The sequence below is a fragment of the Paenibacillus sp. MER 180 genome (genome assembly GCF_023713665.1).
Taxonomy (GTDB): domain Bacteria; phylum Bacillota; class Bacilli; order Paenibacillales; family Paenibacillaceae; genus Paenibacillus_B; species Paenibacillus_B suaedae.
Map to the genome: position 1 here is coordinate 90,211 of NZ_JAMAVT010000019.1, position 25,677 is coordinate 115,887.

At 45.8% G+C, this 25,677-nt stretch carries 22 protein-coding genes; 13 read left to right on the forward strand and 9 right to left on the reverse strand.

Features of this window, described 5'->3' with window-relative positions; all coding sequences use genetic code 11:
• Positions 1-129 precede the first annotated feature (129 nt).
• The 5 genes from M3661_RS24310 (at position 130) to M3661_RS24330 (ending at position 5,012) form a co-directional block, all read left to right on the forward strand.
• Entirely contained in the window at positions 130-900 is a 771-nt protein-coding gene (locus M3661_RS24310; protein WP_251489360.1) for an ANT(4')-I family aminoglycoside nucleotidyltransferase, read from the forward strand.
• A 290-nt stretch (positions 901-1,190) separates the two neighbouring features.
• Positions 1,191-1,541 (forward strand): hypothetical protein, encoded by a 351-nt coding sequence (locus M3661_RS24315; protein WP_065291787.1) that lies wholly within the window; start codon positions 1,191-1,193, stop codon positions 1,539-1,541.
• Positions 1,496-2,314 carry a membrane protein insertase YidC gene (yidC, locus tag M3661_RS24320; RefSeq protein ID WP_251489362.1) on the forward strand — a complete coding sequence of 273 codons (819 nt, stop codon included), beginning with the start codon at positions 1,496-1,498 and terminating at the stop codon, positions 2,312-2,314. The genes M3661_RS24315 and yidC overlap by 46 nt, the downstream gene beginning before the upstream one ends.
• 108 nt (positions 2,315-2,422) lie before the next feature.
• Positions 2,423-3,352 (forward strand): aminoglycoside phosphotransferase family protein, encoded by a 930-nt coding sequence (locus tag M3661_RS24325; RefSeq protein WP_251489364.1) that lies wholly within the window; start codon positions 2,423-2,425, stop codon positions 3,350-3,352.
• Between the two features lie 202 nt (positions 3,353-3,554).
• Positions 3,555-5,012 carry an Msr family ABC-F type ribosomal protection protein gene (locus M3661_RS24330; RefSeq protein ID WP_397376552.1) on the forward strand — a complete coding sequence of 486 codons (1,458 nt, stop codon included), beginning with the start codon at positions 3,555-3,557 and terminating at the stop codon, positions 5,010-5,012.
• 83 nt (positions 5,013-5,095) lie between these two features.
• On the opposite strand, the gene M3661_RS24335 is transcribed toward M3661_RS24330, so the two are convergent.
• The 3 genes from M3661_RS24335 to M3661_RS24345 form a co-directional block, all read right to left on the reverse strand.
• Positions 5,096-5,410, reverse strand: a complete 315-nt coding sequence (locus tag M3661_RS24335) for a DMT family transporter (RefSeq protein WP_065291783.1) — start codon at positions 5,408-5,410, stop codon at positions 5,096-5,098.
• A gap of 2 nt (positions 5,411-5,412) precedes the next feature.
• A complete protein-coding gene (locus tag M3661_RS24340) occupies positions 5,413-5,760 on the reverse strand; it encodes a DMT family transporter (protein ID WP_065291782.1) in 348 nt (115 codons plus the stop codon).
• A gap of 66 nt (positions 5,761-5,826) precedes the next feature.
• Positions 5,827-6,408 (reverse strand): TetR/AcrR family transcriptional regulator, encoded by a 582-nt coding sequence (locus M3661_RS24345; protein ID WP_065291826.1) that lies wholly within the window; start codon positions 6,406-6,408, stop codon positions 5,827-5,829.
• A 267-nt stretch (positions 6,409-6,675) separates the two neighbouring features.
• Between M3661_RS24345 and M3661_RS24350 the strand changes: the two genes are divergently transcribed.
• The 3 genes from M3661_RS24350 (at position 6,676) to M3661_RS24360 (ending at position 14,753) form a co-directional block, all read left to right on the forward strand.
• Positions 6,676-10,491, forward strand: coding sequence for a hypothetical protein (locus tag M3661_RS24350; protein ID WP_251489367.1), 3,816 nt, complete (start codon positions 6,676-6,678; stop codon positions 10,489-10,491).
• Between the two features lie 43 nt (positions 10,492-10,534).
• Complete coding sequence (locus tag M3661_RS24355) at positions 10,535-13,024, forward strand: Hint domain-containing protein (protein WP_251489369.1); 2,490 nt, start codon at positions 10,535-10,537, stop codon at positions 13,022-13,024.
• A 172-nt stretch (positions 13,025-13,196) separates the two neighbouring features.
• Positions 13,197-14,753, forward strand: coding sequence for an ABC-F family ATP-binding cassette domain-containing protein (locus M3661_RS24360; protein WP_028532775.1), 1,557 nt, complete (start codon positions 13,197-13,199; stop codon positions 14,751-14,753).
• 133 nt (positions 14,754-14,886) lie between these two features.
• Here M3661_RS24360 and M3661_RS24365 read toward each other — a convergent pair whose 3' ends face one another.
• A complete protein-coding gene (locus M3661_RS24365) occupies positions 14,887-16,131 on the reverse strand; it encodes a glycoside hydrolase family 19 protein (RefSeq protein WP_251489371.1) in 1,245 nt (414 codons plus the stop codon).
• Positions 16,132-16,334: 203 nt separating this feature from the next.
• Positions 16,335-16,991, reverse strand: coding sequence for a class I SAM-dependent methyltransferase (locus M3661_RS24370; RefSeq protein WP_065291778.1), 657 nt, complete (start codon positions 16,989-16,991; stop codon positions 16,335-16,337).
• A gap of 210 nt (positions 16,992-17,201) precedes the next feature.
• Here M3661_RS24370 and M3661_RS24375 point away from each other — a divergent pair, with 210 nt between their 5' ends.
• Positions 17,202-17,402 carry a hypothetical protein gene (locus M3661_RS24375; RefSeq protein ID WP_065291777.1) on the forward strand — a complete coding sequence of 67 codons (201 nt, stop codon included), beginning with the start codon at positions 17,202-17,204 and terminating at the stop codon, positions 17,400-17,402.
• Between the two features lie 39 nt (positions 17,403-17,441).
• Entirely contained in the window at positions 17,442-18,893 is a 1,452-nt protein-coding gene (locus M3661_RS24380) for a 4-hydroxyphenylacetate 3-hydroxylase family protein (protein ID WP_065291776.1), read from the forward strand.
• A gap of 80 nt (positions 18,894-18,973) precedes the next feature.
• On the opposite strand, the gene M3661_RS24385 is transcribed toward M3661_RS24380, so the two are convergent.
• A complete protein-coding gene (locus M3661_RS24385; protein WP_251489372.1) occupies positions 18,974-19,369 on the reverse strand; it encodes a carboxymuconolactone decarboxylase family protein in 396 nt (131 codons plus the stop codon).
• A 40-nt stretch (positions 19,370-19,409) separates the two neighbouring features.
• A complete protein-coding gene (locus M3661_RS24390; protein ID WP_251489374.1) occupies positions 19,410-20,612 on the reverse strand; it encodes an MFS transporter in 1,203 nt (400 codons plus the stop codon).
• Positions 20,613-20,745: 133 nt separating this feature from the next.
• On the opposite strand from M3661_RS24390, the gene M3661_RS24395 reads away from it, so the two are divergent.
• Both M3661_RS24395 and M3661_RS24400 read left to right on the forward strand, forming a co-directional pair.
• Entirely contained in the window at positions 20,746-21,657 is a 912-nt protein-coding gene (locus M3661_RS24395; protein WP_251489376.1) for a helix-turn-helix transcriptional regulator, read from the forward strand.
• Between the two features lie 80 nt (positions 21,658-21,737).
• Positions 21,738-22,919: an outer membrane protein assembly factor BamB family protein gene (locus tag M3661_RS24400; RefSeq protein WP_251489378.1), complete on the forward strand. Its 1,182-nt coding sequence runs from the start codon at positions 21,738-21,740 to the stop codon at positions 22,917-22,919.
• Positions 22,920-23,083: 164 nt separating this feature from the next.
• Here M3661_RS24400 and M3661_RS24405 read toward each other — a convergent pair whose 3' ends face one another.
• Both M3661_RS24405 and M3661_RS24410 read right to left on the reverse strand, forming a co-directional pair.
• Positions 23,084-24,292 (reverse strand): MFS transporter, encoded by a 1,209-nt coding sequence (locus M3661_RS24405; RefSeq protein WP_251489380.1) that lies wholly within the window; start codon positions 24,290-24,292, stop codon positions 23,084-23,086.
• A gap of 61 nt (positions 24,293-24,353) precedes the next feature.
• Positions 24,354-24,803, reverse strand: coding sequence for a MarR family winged helix-turn-helix transcriptional regulator (locus M3661_RS24410; RefSeq protein WP_251489382.1), 450 nt, complete (start codon positions 24,801-24,803; stop codon positions 24,354-24,356).
• A 437-nt stretch (positions 24,804-25,240) separates the two neighbouring features.
• On the opposite strand from M3661_RS24410, the gene M3661_RS24415 reads away from it, so the two are divergent.
• Positions 25,241-25,507 (forward strand): CD3324 family protein, encoded by a 267-nt coding sequence (locus M3661_RS24415; RefSeq protein WP_251489383.1) that lies wholly within the window; start codon positions 25,241-25,243, stop codon positions 25,505-25,507.
• Positions 25,508-25,677: the final 170 nt, after the last annotated feature.

The following is a 25,677-nucleotide window of genomic DNA, read 5'->3' on the forward strand; positions in this document are numbered from 1 at the left end:
ACAATCGGGAGGATTAAAAGGAGGGGTTCCTATGCACGCGAAGAAAGTTCCTCGTTAAGCCCGTGGCCCGCCATTCATGAAACTGTATCCACTCATTCCAAATACACAGACCAAGGGAGAGATACGCGAATGAACATGAATGGACCTGTTGAAATTTCAAGACAAGAAAGACTGGAAATTTGTTATGAGCTCGCCGACCGTTTGCGGGAGGTATACAATAAGCAAATTATTGCAATCGGGGTGTATGGCTCCGTATCCCGAGGCACGGACGGCCCTTATTCGGACATTGAGATGTTCTGTGTGCTGAAAGACGCAGACGAAGAGGTAAACTTCAGTTACGAATGGTCATCGGGGCCTTGGAAGGCTGAAGTGAATGTACGAAGTGCTAGTGTGGTTCTGAACGACGCAGCCGCTGTGGAAGGGGACTGGCCATTAACACACGGGCCATTCTTCTCACCGCTAAGTCTGTATGATCCGGATGGATTTTTTTCTAAGCTGAAGGAAGCGGCACAATCACCCTCAAGTGTTGATTTCTCAAATGCAATTAACGAAGTGCTCGTGGGAGAAATGTATGAGTTCATTGGAAAGCTCCGGAATGCGAGTCGAACCGGCACGCAAATGTATCTGCCCTATTTAGCTATGCAATTTGCCAAATACGGCGCCATGTTGATCGGACTTCACAATCGGAAGCTGTACTCGACAGGAGCAAGAGTTCTTCCTGAATCGTTGCAGCTTCCAGAGCGCCCGGCTGGGTATGACATGGTCGCCAATATGGTCATGTCCGGTCAGTTGTCTGAACCGGATCGAATTATTGATGCGTGCGAACAGTTCTGGAATGGACTCGTCTCATGGACTGCAGAGTATGGTTACAAGATTCATTCGGAACGTATTCCATTCTAAGAAATCCCGGCTGCGTTAAATGGCGATTGATGACCTGATCATCAAATCACAATATGGACTTCATGTACACAAGCTCTGCTCTAAGCAGGGCTTTTTTATTTTTCAACTGGTGGCGGCCAATGAGCCGATGGTTCTTTCAATAGATAGAAAATGATTCTTCCTATTTTCGAGATCCATACTTGTTTTTCGGGTTTGAATCCAACTGTTTGATTTTTCCTAGAAATGAAACTTGTCTCACCATTTGAGATATGTGATACTATTGTTATCTGCAAAAATGGGAGGTGAATGCATTGCTGTTGGAACTCCAGGATCTGATGTCTACTGATTTGATTCCGTATTTGATCTCGATCGGTCTAATATGCTCACTGACGTATGCTTACGTAGCTCATCTGTATGTCGCAGTCGATCACTACTTAGTGCCTGCATACAGAGGCCGAGTCGCGATTGTTCCTCATCAGGAACGGATCGTCGGTCGGACAGAGATACATCACTGGCTAACCAGAAGCGTGAAGCGAAAAGAAGCGCCGGATGGAGATTCAGGAGACTGCCATTCCTTGATTGGAATTAGAACGTTACCCAATCAAGGAGGATTATTATGGAGCAGTTCAATGTATTCACCTACAAGCGAAAGTTCATTCTAATCGGGGCATTGGTGCTCCTAGTGCTATTAAGCGGATGCGGGGTAAGCGGGGCTGATGCCACCGTTGATGCTAATACGCCAGGCTTTTTTAACCATTACATTGTATATCCGTTTGTGTATCTGATTCAACATTTTGCGGCATTTTTCGGTGGAAGCTACGGACTGGCATTGATTATGCTCACGCTGCTCGTACGGTTAGCGCTGATGCCGCTCATGATGAGACAGTATCGCAATCAGCAGAAGATGAAACAGAAGATGGACGTTTTGCAGCCTGAGTTGAAGCTTCTTCAAGACGCATATAAGGATAAGAAGGATGCGGAATCAAAAGCAAAGATGCAGCAAGAGATGATGCAATTGTATCAGAAGCATCAGGTGAATCCGCTGGCAATGGGCTGCTTGCCGCTGCTTATCCAGCTGCCTATCTTGTCCGGATTGTATTATGCCATTAAGTTCACACCGGAAGTAGCTGCACACTCGTTCCTATGGTTCCAGCTCGGAAAACCGGACATTGTGCTTCCACTGCTCGTTGGGATCATCTACTTCTTTCAATATAAGGCTACGCAAATCGGTATGGATCCGATGCAGAGCAAGCAGTTTGCATTTATGGGATACTTGTCTCCAATCATGATGACCGTGTTTTCCCTGACCACTCCCGCAGTCATACCGATGTATTGGTGTGTAGGCGGCGTGTTCGTTATTCTGCAAACACTGCTTGCGAAGAAGATGTATCGGAGGACGAAGATAGAACCAGCCGCAACCGTTAGCAACAATTAAAAAGCGTAACAACAAAGCAATCAAAGCTGTCCTGAATGAATTAGTGGGGCAGCTTTTTATCTACTTGAAAATGGATAAAGAGGTATTTAGACATTGGAGGGAATGGGTATGGAGTGCCAATCTAGCATATTTACGCAGGAGCAAATCGAAACTATCGTGAAGCGATTTGGAAATACATTTTTTGAACAGATGCTGCGCCATCTCGATGATTATGCCGAGAAGTGGTCGTTGTCCTCATTGCAGCTGATTCCTTCCTTCTCAGCAAACGTAGTGTTCACTTGCTACTCCGAACAATTTGGCCATGCGATACTTAAAATAGGACAACCATCGGAAACGATTTGGACGGAAGTTTCGACATTGCGTCAATATCAGGGGCAGCGATTCTGCAAGGTATATGAGGCGGATATAGAAAATGGCGTTATCCTATTAGAACGTTTGCAGCCGGGTACTACCTTGCGGGACGAGAGTTCTCTACAGCAACGATTGGATGTATTCTGTTCCTTATATTCGAATTTACATATCGCGGCTGTTGAGGCAGAACAATTCCCAACCTATATCGGTTGGGTCGAACGGATAACAGATTACATGAGACAGCGTCACGATTGCCCTGAATTAACTAGACACATGCAGCGTGCAAGAGATATTTGCTTGTCCATAGCTTCAACGTATTCGCAAAATCTGCTGCTGCACGGTGATCTTCATCATGATAATATGCTGCTCGGCAGCAATGGGGAATACGTGATCATCGACCCGAAGGGTGTAATCGGCGATCCTGTATTTGATATTCCTCGATTTATATTAAATGAGTTCGATGAAAGCATTTCGGAGAACTTATATGAGAAAATAGAAGAAATCATAGGTGTTCTCACGAAGAAGCTTGCGATTCCGAATGATGTCATAAGGAAATGCCTATATGTAGAAACGGCGATGGGAATGTGTTGGTGTGTAGAAGACGGTTCGACACCTGAGGAATATACTGCCCTTGTCCAAAAGGTAGCCTTTGCCGAGGCAATCATAAACGAGCAAGGTACTTGGTAAGGCTGGTTGACGCAGCTAACTAAATACTATAAGTTTGAATGGAGTCAGATTGGCTCCTATGCTATTACGATAGGGAGGAGGGAAGATACGTGCAGTTTTTATTGTTCTATTAATACGGGCTTCTTCTTAACCAGATAGAAGCTCGTATCGAAACCATTCCTATGGCTATCGATACGAAATGATGAAATTTCGGAGGTAGCAAATAGATGGAACTATTTGTTTTGAACTCGAAAACGTCGAAGTGACGTATTTAGATAAAGAGATATTCAAGATTGACCGGTTAGCTGTACATCAGTTTGACCGGATTGGCATCGTTGGCAAGAACGGGGCAGGGAAGAGCACGCTTCTGAGGTTGCTTGCAGGTATTGTTCAACCCACGAGCGGGAACGTGAAGCGGCATGTCGAATATGGCTTGTTTGAGCAAATGGAGGCGCCTGCAGATGCTGAAGCAGATCCAGCGTTACTAGGCAGATTGGCGGTTCCGAATCGTACTGAGGGTTTAAGCGGCGGGGAGCAGACAAGGCTGAAGCTTGCGCACATGCTGACTCATTATTATGAAGCACTGCTCATCGATGAGCCAACAACCCATTTAGATCAAGCGGGCATTGCGTTCCTGCTCGATGAGCTTCGCTATTACTACGGAGCGCTTGTCCTGATCAGTCATGATCGTGCCGTACTGGATGAGCTCGTCACGACGATTTGGGAAGTGCATGAAGGCAAGGTACATGTGTATTCAGGGAACTACAGCGATTACGTCGAGGCGAAGCGTCTGGAGCGCGAACAGCAGATGCAAGCACATGAGCAGTTTATCAAGGAGAAAACCCGCCTAGAAAAAGCTGCACAAGAGAAAATGAAGAAAGCCGAAAAGATTGCGCAAGCAGGCAGTATGTCTAAGAAAGAGTCGAAGGCATTAGCAAACCGCATGTTCGAAACCAAATCGAAAGGCACCAGCCAAAAAGCAGTCCATCGTGCCGCTCGCGCTATTGAACATCGAATGGAAAAGCTTCAAGAAGTAGAGGCCGTGCAGGAAGAGAGACAGATTGTGTTCCGCCAAGCGAAAACAGTAGAATTGCACAATAAGTTTCCTATTATGGCAGACAGACTCACGCTCCAATTGGGTGACAATGTATTACTTAAAGATGTAAATTTCCAGCTTCCTCTGGGGAAGAAAATAGCGATTACGGGTGCAAATGGAAGCGGAAAAAGCTCGCTGTTAGCACATATAGCAAATGCGGGGGCAGGCTTAACCATTTCCCCAAAAGCGAAAATAGGCTGGTTCCGTCAAATGAGTTATCAATATACAAGCAATGAGTCCGTGCTGCAATTCGTCAAAAATCGTTCCGACTATGAGGAAGGTTTTTTGCGAGGTGTGCTGCATGCTATGCAGTTCGTCGGGACTGACATTCAGAAGAGTGTCCGATCCTTAAGCGGTGGGGAAGCGATTCGTCTCCAGCTGTGCCAGCTATTCCTAGGGGAATATAACATACTATTGTTGGACGAGCCGACCAACTTTTTAGATATTCTTGCTATAGAAGCATTGGAGCGGTTCATTGCCGCATATGAGGGAACGATCCTCTTCGTGTCTCATGACAAGAAGTTCGTGGAGCATGCCGCAGATGTCCACTTCCATCTCTCGGATCGCAAATTGCATTTAATGTAAACGTAGTTAAGCATCCAAAATAAGCCGCCAAGTTCGACTTGGCGGCTTTCTGTTATTTGTTCAGTTGTGTTCTCAGAAGTTCTTTAGGACAAAGCTTTCAAACCCGTAACCCCAATGATAATTGCGATGAGGCTCACGATCCGCGCTGGGCTTTTGCTTTCACCGAAGAAAATCATATTAATAAGCACGGCTCCTGCAGTACCAATGCCGACCCATACTGCATAGCTGACACTAACCTGAAGATATAGGAATGAAGTATAGAGTAGGGCGAAGGAAGCACCGAATCCACCTAAGAAGATCACTCCATTTTGCAGCGTTTTATGCTGGGAATACTTTTTAAGTCCGACTACACCGACCATTTCACACATTGCCGCTAGGAAAACAAACAGCCATCCCATCGTTACACAACTCCTTTCTGTTTATGATCCGTGGCAGCTTGATCTGCCAATTTAAGTCCGATAACGCCTGCAACAAGCACGATCATAAAACCAATTTTGCCTATGCTAAGACTCCCGCCGAAAAACAATACATCCATCAGTGCCGTACCGACTGTCCCTGCACCTGCGAAGATCGCATATACAGTACCGGTAGGAAGCTTCTCACAAGCCTTAGCCAAGAAATGAAAATCAACAGCAATGATTCCGAGAATAATGGCCCAATGCCACCACGATGAGGCCATATTAAAGCCAAATACCCACAGCAGCTCGAACAGACAAGTGAGTATGACATACATCCAAGAACGATTCATGTTTTACATCTCTCCTAATGTGAATGACATTCAGTCATTTTATAGACAAAAAGATAGGCCCTTGAACTACAGGACCTGAATCCCTAGTGCGTGACTGACGAAGGCGTATACTTCTTCCGCTTGCGCTTGTACTTCTGATTCATCCGCTTGATCGAACAGATACACTTGCTCAGCTGCGGATTCAATAGCTCCAATCACAATTCGCGCCGTTCTAACGGTGTTCAGCGATTTCCGAATTGAGCCATTGGCTTGAGCTTTTTCCAATAGTTCAGAAACCCAATCATAGTAAGGTTTATAAATGGATTCCCATTCCTTTAAATGCTCACTGGAAGCTAATCCTGCATACAAAAGCGCTAACTGCTCTCGGCTATCATGGTGAAGCTGGAACACCGTTGCAATAAAGGACTTGATCTGATCCTGAAATGGGGCGTTCTGATCTACTGAGCTCTGGAGTGCTTCTATAATCTTCTGCACCATGACTTCTGCAATAGAAGGCATGACAGCCAGCTTAGAAGGGAAGTAAAGATAAAATGTGCCCTGTGCAATCCCGGCTCCCTTCACGATATCAGATACCTTCGTCTTCTCGATGCCTTTGCTGCACAATACTTCTATAGCCGCACGAACAATACGTTCCTTTTTGTCTTCGATGAGTATGACCTCCTCTAACTCGATCACAAATGACTGACTATCATTCATTTTACTTTGTGATCAATGAACTGTCAATTGGGGGATATTCAACATGAATTGTAGCTTGTATAATGTCTTTGGATATCTATATGTAATATCCAGGAAACGACTTCAGGTTCCGTAAGGAATCGATGAATCCAAGCTGCATGATTATCCATATCGACGAGAAGGATCCCTTCGATTTCGTACGACCAGCCTGTGAGTACACTGAATCGAAGGAGAATGATCATGCAATCCATTACAGCACTCAGTTTTGCAGCTCCTAAGAACGATGAGGACATGACGCCAACTCTGACAACCTCTCTATCACCCACTTCTAGCTCTTCTCTACTTGCCGTGTATGATCTTAGTCTTGCACACACAGAGGAATCGCTGAACGACGATGCCTGGAGCAGCCATGATGGACATCGAATCGAGCTGATGAAACCAGATCCGCAAGATCGCAGTCAAGATCGTCTGTTTATTAACGAACAAGAGATCACCCCCGGCAACTGGCGCTGGTGCGTCGACGGCGTAACGCTGCGCTGGAATCAAGGCAGCGGCAATGATTACGTAGCAGGCGAACTGGCCTTTAATCAGTGCCAGAGCAGAGCCGTAGGTTCCGTTATGTTCAATCAGATTCACTATTCCGCCGCGGCTAATGTGAGACCAGCTGAATACAATTGCCGACTTATTCATAACGATCAAGTCGCATACCGCGCAGACGGACAATTGAAATGGGTGGAGAATGAGCTTTGGAATACTGAATCATTATGGTCAAATGAAGTATTAAGATGGAGCTTCTGGGTTGAAGAGTATGTTGATGAATACGGCACGCGCGGTTATCGTCCGAGATTGCGGTTTCAAGACATCCAAACCAACGAAGAGTGGACGCCGCAGGTTGGATCCTTCTCTGCTCAAATCGATGAGAACTATCAATATCACTACAAGTATATTTCTACCTCTCCTTTTTCCTCCGAGAACGATGATAAAGAATTGACGATTCCAAGAGAATCGAAGTTTTCTACCTTGTTCCCAATAGAAATTCATCTAAAATTGCAGCCGGATGCAACGGCTGTAAAAGGCGTAATCGAGGTTAAAACAGAACGTAATGAAACGATAATTTACGGTTTGAAAGGAGTCAGTGCACATCCGTATGAAGTTCTGCAATTGATGCATGCAGAGATGGCTCTAGAAGAAATCTCTGCGGCTGTTTCACCGCCTAAGGAAGCGAAAATCACCTCTACTACTGCCGGTCAGGATCTGCAGCCATATTACCTGTATAACTTAGACCCTTATGAGTTCATTCAAATCGGCGAGAAGACTGAAAAGGTAGTCAGAGACGCGGTTCAGCATTATGCCGAAGCGAGCTTAATCGAAATCATCCAATACTATATGCCATCTGAGCAGAGAAGAAAGTTCATCTCCGCTTCTCCTATTGATATTGACGAAAATATCCGTACAATAGCCGAGACAAAAGTAGTTGATCCCGATGACGCTGCGGGACAACGGTTACTTGATCCTAAAGCGTTCTACCGAAGCTTGACCACTCCCTTGTTATCTATCATTCTGAAAGGTCAGACGCCAAAGGTAAATGCGCGCAGAGCACGAAAACAGTTTGAAGAGAAGCTGTCCAGCAGTGCGATTTACCAACAGCATGCGCCTATGCTCTATAAATATCATTTTGTCGAGAAGTTCCCGGCAATTAAGGATTATTTCGACGATGAGCGTTTGAATCTAGAGGACAAGGCCAAAAAAATCAAATTCTATACCGACGCGAAGAAAAAAGAATATACAGCGCTTAGAGATCAAGCCGAAACTGATGATGTTCGGAAACAGTATGATCTACTTCTGGAGGAACTTGACGAGATGCAGCAGAAGGCATTAGAAGGGAAGTTCTGGGCGCATCGGGTATTCACGCATTTTACCGGGGACGACTTCTTGAATATGTTGAAAATGCAGTTGTTCGCCTCCCCAGATGGAGCGAAAGCAACCGTTCGCAATATTCAACGCGTCTCTACCGTTTTGTCTGTTCTCGATGACAGCCAGTACTTCGCGAAGAAGTTCGCAGACACGATGAGAATCTTCCAACTGTATAACATTCTTGCTCAAAACGCGAGCCTGCGCGAGGATCAGAAGACGCTGCGTGATATTACCGAAGAAATCGCCAAGGAGTTTGCGAAACAACATAACGACTCTACGGATGCGCTCACAAAGCTGGTAGCAGAAGCGATTAAGAAAGCCGAAGAAGATGCAGCCAAAGGGCAGAAAAATCTGTGGACAGAAATTATGTCGATTATTTATGTCTGGTTCGAGCAGGTCGGACGGGCCCAATCGATTGCTCAAGTTGTTGCAAAATTGACGGCGAAGTTAAACCCGCTGCTGGAGCGGATTACCGAAAAAATCATTCAAAATCCGGCGCTTAGAGCTCAAATCGAGAAGTACGGGCTGGTCGCCAAGACGGTTGCTTCCAAGGTGCTGTGGCTTGGCATAGGCGGTATTACGATAAGCGCCATGATTTTTATGATGGTGCTCGATTGGGACAACATGGACCCCGCAACGAAAACAGGCATGATCATGGTAGGGGTGGGCATGCTGGCGAACTTCGCCCTTAGCATCTTGAAGGCGGGCATGGATTTCTATACAGTGTACCGCGGCACTGGCTCATTCCGCGGCGCGTTGAAGTGGGCTGTCGGGCTGCAAAGCCATACCGTAGAGCAAATGGAAAGAATGTTCGCGGACGCCGCTAATCATGTCCTGCAGAGGCTGTCCGGAGGACGGATTCAACTAGCTCAATGGGCGAACCTCTCGGGCTGGAAAGGCAGCGCGGCAAAATTTGCGATTCGCTGCCTGCAAAACTTGACACGTATTGCGATGATTGCCATATCTGCGATAATGGCTGCGATCAATATCGTACTGTCCGCGATATCGCTTGCGAAGGCGCGCACGCCTTTGGAGTCGGCAGTAGGCGCTTTGGCGATTTCCTCATCGATTCTGGAGCTGATCGGTCTAGGGTTTGAACTCGCTTCCGTGTTGACAGTCGGTACGGCGTCAAGCGTTCTGGGAGTGATCGCAGGCGTCTTTGCCGGATTTGCCATCCTGGTGGCATTGGCGGGGGTTGGAATCATGATTTACCTTGCAATTAAAGCGCAAATCTCACCAGTGGATGAATTTGTCGAGAACGAAGCGCGGCAGGCTCATTTAGACATGCCGAAGGAAACGGATATTGACTATATGTTACCCATCTATGATAAGAGTGGAAAGCTGCTCAAGGAAGGAGTCACCATTTCAGATTCAAATGGCGTGTATCTCATTACACAAACAGGCGGTCAAGCAGGTGCAGGGTCATTAACACGAGATCAGACAACATGCTTCGGCATAACCACTGACGGGGAGGGGAGAGCTGTCATTTATTCAGCAGCTATCCAAAAGGATCAATCGATTGAAGTTCATTACCTTACGGCCTCTGAATCTCGCAGTCTTTCGTTCCAGAATAAACGCATGATCGGCGAAGAAGCAGTGCAGCAGTTGTGGCATGCTGAGTTAATCGGCAATGCCGAAACTACGAATCCCGGCAAAGATAAAGATGAAGATAAGGATAAAGATGATAATAAAGAACTGCAGCTTGTCAAAGGGTTATTCCAACTGTATACAGAAAAAAGCGGAACAAGATCTTATCTCGGTTATAACGGAACCTCCTTCATCCTGTACGACAATCCGCAGCAGCCGCTATGGCTGCGTTTGGAGTCAACGAAGGCTTCTAGTCTGTCAATGAATGACGTCAAGCTATATACCGAAGATCGGGATATGCAGTTCTATGCCAATCTCGCTTTCCCGGGAAGCGAATCGAGAAAATGGGCTTTGCGAGGCGGAGACGTTCCGTCCTTTATGACTTTTGATGCTGATCAAGGCGTACTTGTTCAGAAGCAAGGCATCGCACCTGAGCAAGGTGAATTCGGTCCTTATCAGATTGCACTCGACTCCGGTTCACTTGAGACCTTAGAATCAAATGAATTTTATATTTTCGTCGCGAACACTCCCGGCGACGACATAGCTGAGCTATAACGGATGGATTCGGGAAAGGAGGTGCCGTTTCATCGGTATCGATATGAGTTTGCAAGATTTTGAAAAACGGATGGAGCGCGATTTTGCAGACGAGATTGATTCCCTTACAGCGCTTAGCAAGTTTGTCGTGCTGCAGCCTACCATGACCAGGAATCCGGTTGCGGATGCTTTGTTCCGGGCGATTGTTGCACATTTGAAAGGGGCGTTGCCAGGAGAACTGAAGGAACGATTGTTTAGCAAGATGCTGTATGAAACCGGTTCGTACCGGGCTTTGTTCTTCCCAAGTTATACACCCGATCCTTATGAATCGATCTTGTATAATGGCCCATATGATCATCTGGAGCAGGCACAGTGGTCCAACTTTGCCGTTGCACTGCTGTGCCAGGATATATATAAGATATCCGCTTCAATAAAAAAAGAAATGCGGAAGGAAGCCATCGATCGGCAAATTCAAAATGCAAATTCCTTAATCAATAACCGATTGTGGATCTGGTATGCTCAAGTATTTATGCATGAGATGCCTGAATACGCCAGTCTCGTTACAGAATTAGGGGGCCCTGAACAAGCGCTGCTCAAATATGAAGGAATGCTTCAGTCCTCGCAATGGCTGGAGATGGTCACACAAATGTTGATTTCAGGGAATTTCCCTGACCCTGAATGGTTTTTCTATCATACCTGGATTAAGCTCGTGTGCTTGGGTGTTAGAGACTTGGATAACCTTATTGACGAGATCGTTCGTGGTACAAATGGGACTCTCCCTTCTTCAGTGCGTAAGGAAGCTTGGCGTAGTTACCAAACGTGGATGCCGGCTCGTTCGATTAGCTATGAGCAATTTAAAGAAGCGGATTCGCGTATTGTTAAATATGCGTATCTGGAGTCAGGGGATGTGTATGTCAAAGTTCCTGAGTTTTATGCACAATCTTTCTTTGATGATCCCGGCAACATATATAAGAATGAACCGAGCAGTTGTTTCGCTGCAGGGTCGATGGTCAGAATGGCGGATAGAACACTGCGGGCAATAGAGCACATACAAGCAGGCGATCAAGTTCTTACACCGAATGGATCTCGAAGCGTGATGCTGTTGGTTAACGAAGACTTGGCTGGTCGTTACTTATATTCACTGAATGACTGTACAGCCAAGTTCACGGCACTTCACCCGTTCGTTAGAGCTGGCGAGGAGCATGAGCCGCAGCTCGCTGCTATCGAGCCAAGACATCTAGGGTTCAATATGCCAACAATGAGCGCGCTCGGAATCATGCCGTTGAATGAAGATACCGTTCTGCATGCCTATCAAACCACTGAATACAAAGCAGAACCCACGAAATCCACAATCCGACAGGTGCTGGAGCATGAGCCGCAGGCAAACGTCAATGGAGAGCAGCTTGTATACGATTTGATTCTTGAGCCAAATGAACTTGGAACCTCGGAGTATTACATCGGCGATGATTCTATTCAGTTTCTTGCGATGTCCGAATTTCCAGCGTTTATGCATGCTCCTCGCCTGACGGCGACCATGCTGATGATGCTGCACACCATGTATGAAAACATCGGAGATACTGGTATTAACGTAGAGTCAATAAACAGTTTTGTTGCTCAGCATCTTCTTTCTCAGTGCATAAATGACTCAATTGTACAGGCATTAGCCGTTATACAAGATGTACATGTTGCAGTCAACACACGGGAAATCATTAGCCTATTCCAATCGCATACATTACCAGAATTTATGGCGAATCATCTATCTTACTATCGCGGCGCACATCCAGAAGACGCGCATTATCATCGCAGCAACGGGAGATGGGCTACACTGCTGCTCTCTAAGCATGCGGAACAGCTACAAGGGGCTGTATCTATGGGATGGAGACTGTTCTCGATAGGCGCCACTGGTTCCGAGTATGTGGCCGATGCAGAAGTAGGAGAGAGAACGGGAAAGCCGGGTTCGTCTCGCAGCCTGCATTTCCTTCCAACGAATCGAATCCTTGCCCTCAGTGTTCACAGTCTATGCTTAGACGCAGAGGAAGCCATGATTCATCGTAATCTTACGTTCGAGATAACGGCAGCTGTTCAGGTGAATGAACATCTTTATTCCACCGTTAGTTGGACGAAAGAACGAGACGCTGCAGTGCAAGATAAGCCAAGCCTTTTCTGTCGAACGTTTTACGATGAATTATATTTTGCTGAGTTTCCGATTGAGACGGAACAAATGCAAATGCAAGTTCAATTCACCATTGTAGATGCAGATACAAAACAGATGATATTCTCGGCTTGCAATCTTATTGAGTGGCCTCTCTCGAACGATTATGCACATCGAAATGCGTTACTCATCAATGTCAATGGGGTGGACTGCGGTTTTCTTTATTTTGATTTGCGCTTGATTACCCCAGAGGACGTTCGTCTTCAGACAGTTGCCAAGCAAACTTGGTCGAAGGACCGAGAAGCTCAGTTTGCGTGCCAGTTTGGCGAGCAGATGGGAAGCGTATTAAGTCAAACACTGCCGAAGCTGCTGTCTGAACTTGATGAAGGTAACGTGAAATAAGTGAGGAGCAATTCGTTTTCCATAAGTTCGAGCTAATGATATAAAAGAGTCAACTCATTTATGACACCCTGATGCTGCTTTATTCATTCCAAGTTCGATTTTACGCTTACTTTTAAGCTCGATAACGTTTATAATATATCGAGTACAAAGACTATAAGAAAAGGTGTCATGAATGAGCATATTAAACGTAGAACGACTCAGCCACGGCTTTGGAGACCGTGCGATCTTTAAGGACGTATCCTTCCGCCTGCTCAAGGGCGAGCACATTGGACTAATTGGCGCCAATGGAGAAGGCAAGTCCACTTTTATGAATATTATTACTGGCAAACTACAGCCGGATGAAGGCAAAGTTGAATGGTCCAAGCGCGTGCGCGTTGGCTACCTCGATCAGCATGCCGTACTTAGCAAAGGCTTGACAATTCGTGATGTATTGAGAAGCGCGTTCCAATATTTATTTGATATGGAACAAGAAATGAACGACATGTATGGCAAAATGGGTGATGTAACGCCAGAGGAACTGGAGAAGCTTCTAGAGGAAGTCGGTACGATTCAAGATACGCTTACGAATCAAGACTTCTACTTGATCGATGCGAAGGTCGAGGAGACTGCTCGAGGGCTTGGCTTGGTTGATATTGGCCTGGACAAAGACGTACACGACTTGAGTGGCGGTCAGCGTACGAAGGTGCTGCTCGCAAAGCTATTGCTTGAGAAGCCAGACATCCTGCTCTTGGACGAGCCTACGAACTATTTGGATGAACAGCATATCGAATGGCTGAAGCGTTATCTGCAAGCGTACGAGAATGCGTTCATCCTTATCTCGCACGATATTCCGTTCTTGAATAGCGTTATTAACCTGATCTACCATATGGAGAACCAGGAGCTTAACCGCTACGTGGGCGACTACGACAAGTTCCAGGAAGTCTATGAAATGAAGAAGCAGCAGCTGGAATCTGCCTATAAGCGCCAACAGCAGGAAATTGCTGACCTGAAAGACTTCGTTGCACGCAACAAAGCGAGCGTCGCGACACGCAACATGGCGATGTCCCGTCAGAAGAAGCTTGACAAGATGGAAGTGATCGAACTAGCGAAGGAGAAGCCGAAGCCTCAGTTCAACTTCAAGGATTCCCGGGCTTCCAGCAAGCTTGTATTCGAGACAAAAGACTTGGTTATTGGTTACAATGAGCCATTGTCCCGTCCATTGAACCTCCGTATGGAGCGCGGCCAGAAGATCGCCTTCGTCGGCGCGAACGGTATCGGTAAGACGACATTGCTTCGCAGCATCTTGGGCGAAATCCCTGCAATCTCGGGCTCTGTAGAGAAGGGTGACAACCTGGACATCGGGTACTTCGAACAGGAAGTCAAAGACGCGAATTACAATACATGTATTGAAGAGATCTGGAAAGAGTTCCCTTCCTTTACACAATTCGAAGTTCGTGCAGCACTGGCGAAATGCGGACTGACAACGAAGCATATCGAAAGTAAAATTGCAGTGCTAAGTGGTGGGGAAAAGGCGAAAGTTCGCTTGTGCAAGCTCATTAACGTGGAGACAAACTTGCTCGTACTCGATGAGCCGACGAACCACTTGGATGTTGATGCGAAGGAAGAACTGAAGCGTGCCCTTAAAGCGTACAAAGGCAGCGTCCTGCTTATTTCTCACGAACCTGAATTCTATCGCGATATCGTGACAGAGACATGGAACTGTGAATCTTGGACGACAAAAGTATTTTAATTGGATATGTAAAAAACGACTCCGTTGCCACGGAGTCGTTTTTTTGTACATGAACACAAACTGACTAAGTTCATTTAATATGGCCATTCCGTACCTGCTCGAAGAAAAGTTTGTTATGCAAAGCAATGCAAAACTAACATCTGAGATTGCTTCCTGTAGAAATGCCAAGCAAATTGGCGAAGATCGTAAAGAAGTTGACTCGATTTTCAACCGCCGCTGGATTTGAGCCGTTACATTCCTGTGTCCCGTTAATGGAACGAATGGTCTCCCCGTAGCCTGCTCCGTTGACAATTGCATTATGCGGAGTCATCGTTCCTGCTCCGTTCTGTGTGTTCCAGAACCACAAGGCCGTTTTCCATGCTACTGAAGAATCCTGCGCGACCAAGTCTGGATTGGTCAGAAGCGGAAGTCCCAATGCAGCGCCAGCAGCACCATAGTTGTAGTTCCAGCTTATTTGGAGCGGGCCTCTTCCATAGTACTGCTTTCCAGGAGCACATGGATACTGAACATTATTGTTATTGCAATAAAACGGATAATTTGCCGTATCCAACTCAACGATGTATTTTAAATGTCCCGTTTCTTGGGCTACATTTCCTAGAAAAGCTGCTGCCTCTTGTTTTTTGATCGTGTCGCTTCCTGTATTGGCAAAGGCAGGGTAGGAGGACAGAGCGGATACTAAACCGGAATAAGTATAGAATGGATTGCGGTTAGGGAACATTTGATTGAATTGAGCCTCGGTAACGACAAAGCCGCCACCAGTACCGCCAGAAACAGGTTTGCAAGTTTTACTGGAGCTTTGCGGCGAAGTAGTAACAGGAGTAGTCTTGTCATTCTGTGCGGCAACGGTATACGTATAGGTTGTTCCGTTCGTCAATCCCGTATCGGAAAAGGACAAAGCGCTGATCCATTTATACCAATCGCCGTTGCGATAGATATCATAACCTGTTGCTCCATTGATAGCATTCCAGCTTAAGCTACAGGTTCCATTCGATGCTCTTACCGATAAAGTAGGGGCTGGCAATGTGCTGCCGCCTGAGGCGGTTGGCGTGCAAGCTTTGCTGGCGCTATGCGGGGATGTCTCTACAGGACTAGTCTTGTCATTTTGCGCGGCAACGGTATACGTATAGGTTGATCCGTTGGTCAATCCCGTATCAGCGTAGGACAACGTATTTGTCCATTTATACCAATTGCCGTTGCGATATATATCATAACCTGATGCTCCGCTAATCGCATTCCAACTCAAGCTACATGCTGCATTCGACGCAGTAACCGCTAACGATGGGGCAGTTAGAGCAGCAAAAGCAGTAAGAGGAGATACAAGAACGGTTACTATCACAATTGCTAGCATGAATACTCTCTTATCGATCATCTTTTTCATAGAAAGCCTCCTTATATTAAAGTAAGAAGAAATAGAAACAGACAATCAAGTAATATCACTCCTCACTTGAGATAATCTCACCTCCATCAGCTCTAAGCTCTTTGCAAGATGAGTTCCAACTGTACAGATAATAGAATGAATGGTTCTTTTCAATAGAGCAGATTAGAACAATTTCCATACATGTTGTGGAAATAAGGAGGCCATTATACTGACGGCTTCTGTGCACGATAAGAGCGCAACGTGCCGAATATGGTCGCAAACTGACCGGTTTGCTCCACATTCTCAAATCCACATTCCTGGTGCAATTCAGGAAGAATACCGTGGACATGATCCCGGGTCGTTGTGAAGCCATCCAGCCATTGAATCGGGTAAAAGGCAAGACGCATCCAACTGTTTTGCGGTTTATCAAAATCAATGATGTTAATCGTCCCGCCAGGACGCAAGGCACGATGCAGCTCTTCTACCGTGCGGCGCTTCATATCGAGGGTCAGATGGTGGAAAAAGAGACTTGAAAAAACGTGATCCAAATGGGCATCTGGAAAAGGGAGATCCGTGGACATTCCTTGCTGAAAATCAATATCCACCTTATTCTGTACTGCCTTATTCTTCGCAATCGCCAATATTTCTGGATCAGCATCAAGCCCTACAATTTCAGCTTCCCCCTGTGCTTGCTTCAACATTAACGTCAATGTGCCCGTTCCACAAGCCAAATCGAGAATACGTTGACCTGGCTTCAAATTCCCTTGTTGAACCAAATGGGTCTTGAACTTGTTCTCTTTCATCCCCCATTTTAACAACGGATCATACACAGGGGTCAACCAATGGAACTTCATAGCCGGAATATACCCTTTATGTGTCATGAATGCACAGCCCCTTTACTCCTAAGTTCGAATGCAGAAGTATGTAAGATGTGTAATGTGGGATTCATCATATGTAATTCTTATTCTCCGTACTATATTAACATATTAAGGCAATTATGTCAGATCGATTATATTTCCTTCCAGTGAAAAGTTCATTTACATGACCCGGTACGACGCGATTATCCCGCTTATATCCAGTGTCCTGATTCCATGGAGAAATTTGAATTCGTCGTGCAGATCGCATCTGAAGAGAAGCCGCGCTTCATGATCGGTGACAACGGCAACATGTATATATACCGATCCAAGACAGACGAAGGAGTGGTATATGAATTGAGATTGTTATTGAATACTTACCAGTATGGCTTGCGCTTCGGGTGTTCGCCCATTTCCAATTTGGCCTGTATGGAATAATGTATCCATAACAACGCAGCGGCGATGGAGGCTGATTCAATGCCAGTGAAGAGCGGCAAGGAATATATAGAACGGATTAACAGCAATCTCCCCGATGTTAGAATCGCAGGGGGAAAGATAAGAGGGGAAATTTCCGAACACGAAGCCTTCAAGGGACTTATGGCTACACAAGCGAACATGTATGACATGCAGGTTGCCGGGAAAGTGAAGGCACGCCTCGTGTATTCTTCGCCCTTAACAGGCGATCCAGTAGGTCTGTCCTATATGCAGCCGAAGACGATGAAGGATCTCGTACAGCGAAGAACTATGATGGAGACATGGGCGAATGTCCATCATGGATTTCTTGGTCGTGCGCCTGATTATATGAATACTGCCATTATGGCGTATGCATCAGCTGCCGGGGTACTTGAAGAAGAATATCCCGCGTATGCATCCAACTTGAAGGGGTATTACGAGTATTGCCGCGAGAACGATATCACGCTCTCTCATGTATTCATTCAGCCCAAGACAGCTAGAATAGCTACTTTTCTCCGAACCTTCAAAGAACCGGAAGCCGCCCGAATCATGGACAAAAATAAGGATGGGATTGTAGTTCGCGGGGCGTTTTTATTAGACACACAGGGAGCAACCTCCGATGAAATACTCGTATATCCAACTCCTTTCTCTTGGACTGAAGCGGAAGACAATCCTTATTCATTCGTATTTGCGGTTCCTAGTAACCTAGAGGGCATCCGTTTTATATGTAGAGAAAGCTTCTCAGCTGGCGATTCTTCCTATGATTACCCGCTTAGTTCCCGATTTGAAGAGATGGATACGCTTGTCGTGTTCGATGATGTTACTGTCCCATGGGATCGGGTATTTGTATGCGGGGACGAGAGGATGGCGTCTCGGCTCATGACGGAAAGTAATTTCCACGTTTATGCCGGCACTCAAATTATTTGCAAAAATATTGCAAAAACGGAGTTCATGCTCGGTACGATCGAAATGCTGGTTGAAGCCACAGGGATTAATAACCATGAACATATTATTGAAAAGGTTGCAGAAGTTATTGTAGCCGTGGAGACGCTCAAGGCTTTCCAACTTGCAGCCGAAAAGGGGGCAGCTGTAGATAGATGGGACAGTATGCTTCCTAATCGCAAGCCGCTTATTGCCGCCAATGTATATTATCAGAAGATGTATCCTCGTATTATTGAAATCATCCAATTGATCGGCGCCAGCAATTTAATTATGATTCCACAAGAGAGGGACTTCAACACCGATATTCGCGATCAGCTAGATCGTTACATGAAGGGTATCGATCTGGATGCCAAGAAGAGCGTGCAGTTGGCGCGATTGGCATGGGAGCTGTGCGTCAGCTCATTCGGCGGGAGGCAGTCTGTCTATGAGCGCTTCTTCTTCGGCAACAGCACAGTTGTAAATAACCGGATGTATGCCGAATACCAAGATAGTCGGGCGAAGTATGCAGATCGGGTCAACCGCTTTTTGACATAATTCCTTGAATGTGAATGATCCCTGAGTACCTTGACACACCGACCAAGAACCCAGGGAAATATAGACTTCGTATTGAATTCCTACCTAGCAGCTGCTCTTCGTTCTGCAAAGACTTCCGCTGCTACCTTGAAGATTGTGTTCAGGGCATGTGGAAATCCGGCATAAATGATCATCTGCATAATTACTTCAACAATCTCTTCCTCTGTCCATCCAACGTTGAGCGCTCCATTGATATAAAATTTGAGCTGCGTAGTGTTGCCTAATGCAGTCAAACCTGCCACCGAAGCAAGCAGTCGTGATTTCAAATCGAGCCCTGGTCGCGAAAAAATCTGTCCATAATTAAATTCTACAGCAAGTCGTCCTAAGTCCGGAGCAGGCGAATCCTTGAAACTGTTTACAATGGCCTCAACATGATCTTTGTCGATACGTGCCAAGATGTCCAAGCCTATTTGATAGTGGTCTTCACAGCGTGACATGATGAAATTTCCCCTTTGTAAAAAATTAACTTTCATTTGCTCAACCGTTAGATGTTCCAAATGAGTTCCCTCTGTCAATCAGACCGATGGAAGAGATGAGGAGCATAGAGAGTCCTGTGACACAGACTCCTCCCCATTGCCAATGACTCCATGCAAGCAAACCCAAGTAAGAGCCTAGAGCCCCTCCCAAAAACGTTGCAACCATATATAGTCCATTCAGACGATTGCGAGCTTCGGAAGACTGTTCGAAAAGACGCGCCTGACAAGCCACTTGATTTGCTTGCGTACAAACCGTAAGCAAGAAAGCAGCGAACACGAGTACCAGCAGACTTTCTCCCCAAAACAGAAGCAGCAAGTAAGAGAACAGAGCAGCAGCCGTACATACTCTTCCAGCAAACACAGCTCCCATGCGATCGATCACTCTCCCGACGAGGGGAGTTGCGAACGCGCCTCCAATCCCAACCAGCCCGACCATGCCTACTGCACCAGAACCTAAGGAGTAGGCAGGCGAGTCAAGCAGCAAGGCTAACGTTGTCCAAAACACACTAAATGCTCCAAATACGAATGCTTGACTTATACATGTCTTGCGCAGTACTTGCTCCTTCCGAATCAACGGAAGAAGAGAGGCGATTAACGCTCGATATGTCATCTCTGCTCGGCCATAACTGCGTGGGAACAAGCTGCGAACGAGTATCATCAGGCCGATCATGCAGCCAAATGATATCCAGTACATGACTCTCCAGCCATAAATAGCGTCTATCCATCCGCTAATGAACCTGGCACCCAATATTCCGCACACTAAACCGATTGCTACATTTCCGAGCACTCTCCCTCGCTGTTCCGCTTCGACCAGAGAAGCCGCCATCGGAACGACAACTTGTGGGATAACAGTGGTCATTCCGATAATGAAATGAATGCTTATTAACCAGTTCATATTCGGGGATACCGCAGCTGCCGCTAAGGAGAGACTCACGATCCCGAGAAGGACAAGCATAAGACGCCGTCTCTCTACCATATCAGCAAGCGGAACTAAGAACAGATTGCCCAGTGCATAGCCTACTTGCGCCAAGGTTGCAACCCAACCAATTTGAGTAATCGTCCCTCCGAACGTCTGCGCCATACTGGCAAGCAAGGTTTGGCTCACATACACATTGGCGACCGTAAAGCCGCATGTTAATGCCATTAAGAACAATAATCCTCTTGTTAGCTGTGGATGATACACATCTGGTAAAGTACGATTCATTGTTTCAATCACCTCCGTTCTTCTTAGTTGAGTTACTTCTATCCGCAGTGATAGAATAAGGGTATTTTCCTGATCCAAATAGGTTCCTGTTAATCATAGTATTGAGAGTAATAGGTATAGGAGTTGAGATAGCTTGGATAAGAAGAGCGAACAGGGGCGACGCCAAGAATTAGGGGACTTTCTGAAGTCACGGCGCAATCGCCTGCAGCCTGCCGATTATGGTCTGCCGATCGGAACGAGACGCAAAGCGAAGGGGCTTCGCAGGGAAGAGTTAGCACAATTAGCTGGCATCGGCCTATCGTGGTATACATGGCTGGAGCAGGGAAGAGAAATTAATGTCTCCCAAGACGTATTAGAGAGCTTAGCTCGGGTTATGCGATTAAGCGCGGAAGAGAAGAATCATCTATTTCTACTCGCTCTACAGCAGCCTCCTGCAGCGAGCAAGCCGGAAATGATTCATGCGGATGTTCAGGCCGTTGTGCAGCATTTTCTAGAGCATTGGGCGGATTGTCCTGCATACGTAACCGATCATAAATGGGATGTGTTGGCTTGGAACCGCGCTGCTTGTGCGGTATTTGGTGATTTTTCCGCCATGAATGGGAAAGAACGCAATGCGGTATGGCGTTGTTTTCGATCAGCTTCTTACCGAGAGCTGCTGGTCGATTGGGAGGGTCATGCGAAGCGGCTGCTTGCTTCATTCCGATCTACCAGCACATGTTACGTAGGGGAGGATTGGTACAAAGAGCTTGTCCAAGAGTTAATCGAACATAGTAAGGAGTTCCAACAATGGTGGCCTCGCCATGACATCATGGGAACCCCAATTGGCACCAAATCATTGCTCCACCCAAAGGCAGGGCTAATGTTGATGGAACATATTACATTCCAGGTATATGATGCTCCGGATCTTAAGGTGACATTGTACCGGCCGCTTCCTGACAACAACACAGTGGTGAGACTCGCCAAACTGCTTGAGGAATATCAGGATACAAACAGCTTGACACCCATAGCAGTTGAACATTTACCTGACAGACTTAATTTTTCCTGAAAATTTGAAGTGTCCGTGTTAAAATATTACATGTTCATATATTCATGCAGTTACATACATTACAGGAGTGGTGAAACATCATGTTGTCGAACAAAAGGATCAAAAAATGGAGCAGTGCTATATTGGCAGTTGTGTTGTGCTTGAGTGCTGTAACTAGTGTCTCAGCTAGTAGTACAAGCAAACCGCTGCCGAAGCCGAGTTGGCAAAAAGACTTGTCTGAGATAAATCAATTTATTGAGGCGCCATTTCATATTCCGAGCACGAAGACCGTGTATTTGGCTTCGAATACTTATATCGCCTCTCAAACGAAAGTATGGGAAGCAGGTGTTGTCACCGCCGTAGATGAGAGCAGCGGTAAGCCGAAATGGTCCTTCACATTCTATCAGAAAGGAACACCTTATCCATGGAATACGAAGATTGCTTATAGTAAGTTAGGCTCGGTATATGCCCTTGTAAAAGATGGTCAAGGAACGAAATTATTCTCCGTGAATGCTTCCGGCAAAAGCAATTGGACGATCCCCGTTCCCAGTGCCGAAGACGTGCATGTGATGAACGATGGTACGATTCTATTAATCGACCCGGATAGAAAGGTTACACCTTCAGCGAAAAGCAAACCTCGTGCATATGCCTATAGTGCAAACGGCAAAAAACTTGCTGAACTATCACTGGGACAAATGTATTCCGTAATTGGCGGTCAATATGTTGTATCCCAAATAGGAGAGATCGGGATATCCAAGTTAGCGGTGTATGGTTCGAAATTAAACAAGCTATTTATCTATAATCTTCCGAGTGGGGCAACTACCTATGTAGATGAAGCAACCTGGGTCATTAACAACAGTGATATTCTACTGCGCGTTAATATTCCTGAGAGCGGAAATAAGTTAATCGCGATGAACGCTAAAGGGAAAACATTATGGGGACGCAGCATTCCAGGAAATGCACGGGTTCAATCCATCGGACAGAACTATGTTGTGTACGCGGATGGGGTAATGAGCTTGTTCAATGCCAAAGGACTTGTCACGAAAGCCGAAGTGAAAGTGGATCTCCCGATAGCCATCATTTTCGAAACACCAGATCAGCAAATCGAGATACATACAGAGAATGCGAAAAAGGTGCTGAATGCCAAGACCCTGCAAACGATATATGAGTATCCGAATGACGAAGACAGACAAAAATATCATTATGCAGGCAATGGATATCTGTACTCCATAAACCAAGGACATCAGCTAGCCCAATATAAATTGCAAAAAGGTACACAATGAATGGGGTTGTCTCAAAAGGATAGGATCAAATGAGTCAGTCCCACAAGATGTGCAAAGACGCTTCCAAAACCACTGAATGTGTGGGATGGAAGTGTCTTTTTCCGTGCATGCTCCTATCAATGTGGAGGCTCCAAATTTAATATTGACCTGTGAGACTGTCCCAATTAATCATTGCTTTGTCCATTAAGCTTCAATTGCGATTTGCGATTCCATAAGGTTGACATCACAAGCGCAGCAAGCAGGATTACTGATGCGAACATGTATGGCGCATTAATGTTCAGGTCGAATAAGAAGCCGCCTATGGCCGGCCCAGCAATAATGCCTAAGCTTGTGTAGGTGGAGTTCATTCCTGCGACAAAGCCTTGATTTTCTCCAGCCATTTTCGAGAGTAAGGAAGTGACGGCTGGACGAAGAATATCACAAGCGAAGAAGACAATGCTCGTCACAACCATAATGGCTAAATAACTGCTTACGAATACCGTGGCCATAATGAATAATGCCGCTACAACGAGGGAAGCGTGAATGATATTCTTCTCCCCAAATTTCGCCACCATCTTCTCAAAGAACAGAATTTGCGCAACAACTCCTAGAATTGAGCCGATCGTAATAATGAATGCAATATCCTTGGCCGAAAATCCAAACTTCGCATCAACGAACAGGCTGAACATCATTTCGTATGCTGCCAATCCAAACGCGAGCACAAACACGATGAGAAACGGTACAAAATAGACGGACTGCACTGATTTTTTCATTTCAGCAAAGAAGTTGACGCGAATATGTTGTGCACGGTTATTCTCCATTTGCTCCTGAGATAGCGATTCTCGCAGCAGGAAGATGGAGAAGATCGCCGCGATGAATGCAAAGGCTGCAGCGAAGAAGAAGGGGGCACGTATGCCCAATTCGGCTATGAAACCGCCTAGACCCGGCCCGATAATGAAACCTGCACTAATAGCAGCAGCTTGATAACCTAATACCTTGGCTCTATTCTCAATTGACGTTCGATCCGCAATGTACGTAATAACGGCTGGCATAATGAATGCATCACTAATACCGCCTAATATTCGCGATGCAAATAGAACCCAAGCCTGCGTTCCAATGCCGAACAAGATCTCTGAAAATGAAAACAGACATAACCCGAATACGATCATTTTCTTTCTCCCCAGCGTCTCTACCCAAACCCCTGTAAACGGGGAGGCGAGCAGCTGAGCAAAAGCAAAGGCCGAAATCATATATCCGACCATTTGTCCGCTTAAGTGCATCTCCTTCGCAATGGACGGCATGACAGGGACGGCAAGACCAATACCGACGTAAGCAATAAATAAATTAAACAATACGAGTGCTAATGACATTTTTTCTTTTGTGACTGTACTCATGTTATTCCTCACTTATTCAATTTTCTATCTTTCCCGTAGTGTGATCAGGTTTCGATAGCCGTTATTGTTCTTCATCAGACCCCGTTATAACTCGGTTGATCTTCCTCATCGTATGAAGCATTTGTTCCAATTCCTCAAGCCCAATATGAGATGAGAGCTTCTGTACAATAGACTCATCAGCTTTGTTGATGAGCTCCGCATATTTTGTTCCTTCCTCTCCAAGAAGAATAAAGGATTCGCGCAGATTTTCTGGATTGCTCTTACGGATAATAAAGTGTCCAGCCTCCAATTTAGACAGCACCTGACTAACCGCGCTTTTGGAAATCGAAAAGGCTGATGCAATCTCATGAGCAGTCGTCCGCTCATTACGCATAATAAACAGCAGCGTATTTTCTTGTTGAACCGTTAAGTGATACTCATCTATTTGTTTAGCTCCCTTGTTATAAACCGTGAAATAATCTAGAAAAGCATCATTGAGCTCGTTCATAACTCTTCGGTATTCCGCAATCATATCAATTCCCTCCATAGCGGTAGTATTCACTTTCCTCAACTAGAATCAAATTCAGTTTCGTTGAATAAGTTCATTTTAGTTTAGTTAAGTTTACTTAACTATATAGATGGAGCACGTTATTGTCAATTCATTAATGGGGAAATTGATGAGGTTAAACGTCGATTCATGGAGTAAGCTGGTGATACCAGCATAAGATTGAGGGTTTTTATGGAAATAGATTCATGCTATACTGAATCCGTTACTACAGATGAGGAGGCTGAAACATGTTGATAAACAAGCTCGAGATATCGCTCTGTGCAAAGTCTTACCTATAAACAACGGCGGTTGTTTGTATAGAGCCAAGCATGCTTGAACCGCCTTCATCCGTGACGGTGAGATATGTTTATATTGAGACTTTGCCACCTTACTATCTAACTAATATAAGGGGTAGAGTTATCATGAAATATGTCAACGCGGACATTTTACCAAAAGAACTGCTAAAGGAAGTTCAGAAATATACGAATGGTGTCATGCTGTACATTCCGAAACGCGAGGAAGAACGCAAGGGATGGGGCACAAAATCCGGAAGCAGAAAGCTGCTGGCCTTTCGAAATCATGAGATTCGCAACAGATTTGCCGAAGGCGCAACAATAGAGCAGCTTATGGAGCAGTATTTCCTGTCCTATGACAGTATTAAGAAAATCGTATATACCAAGTTAAAATAGATGATTCAATGCGCAAGCCACATCAGATTTCGATCTGACGTGGCTTTTTATGGTGCGCCCGGCATGGGCGATAACTAGGCGGTGAAAGTCCGCTACAGGCTTGGCAGTAGGAACTGTTAGCTGAAGGCAAGGGTGTCCGTCGCGAGGCGGAATCTGAAGGAAGCCGGAGG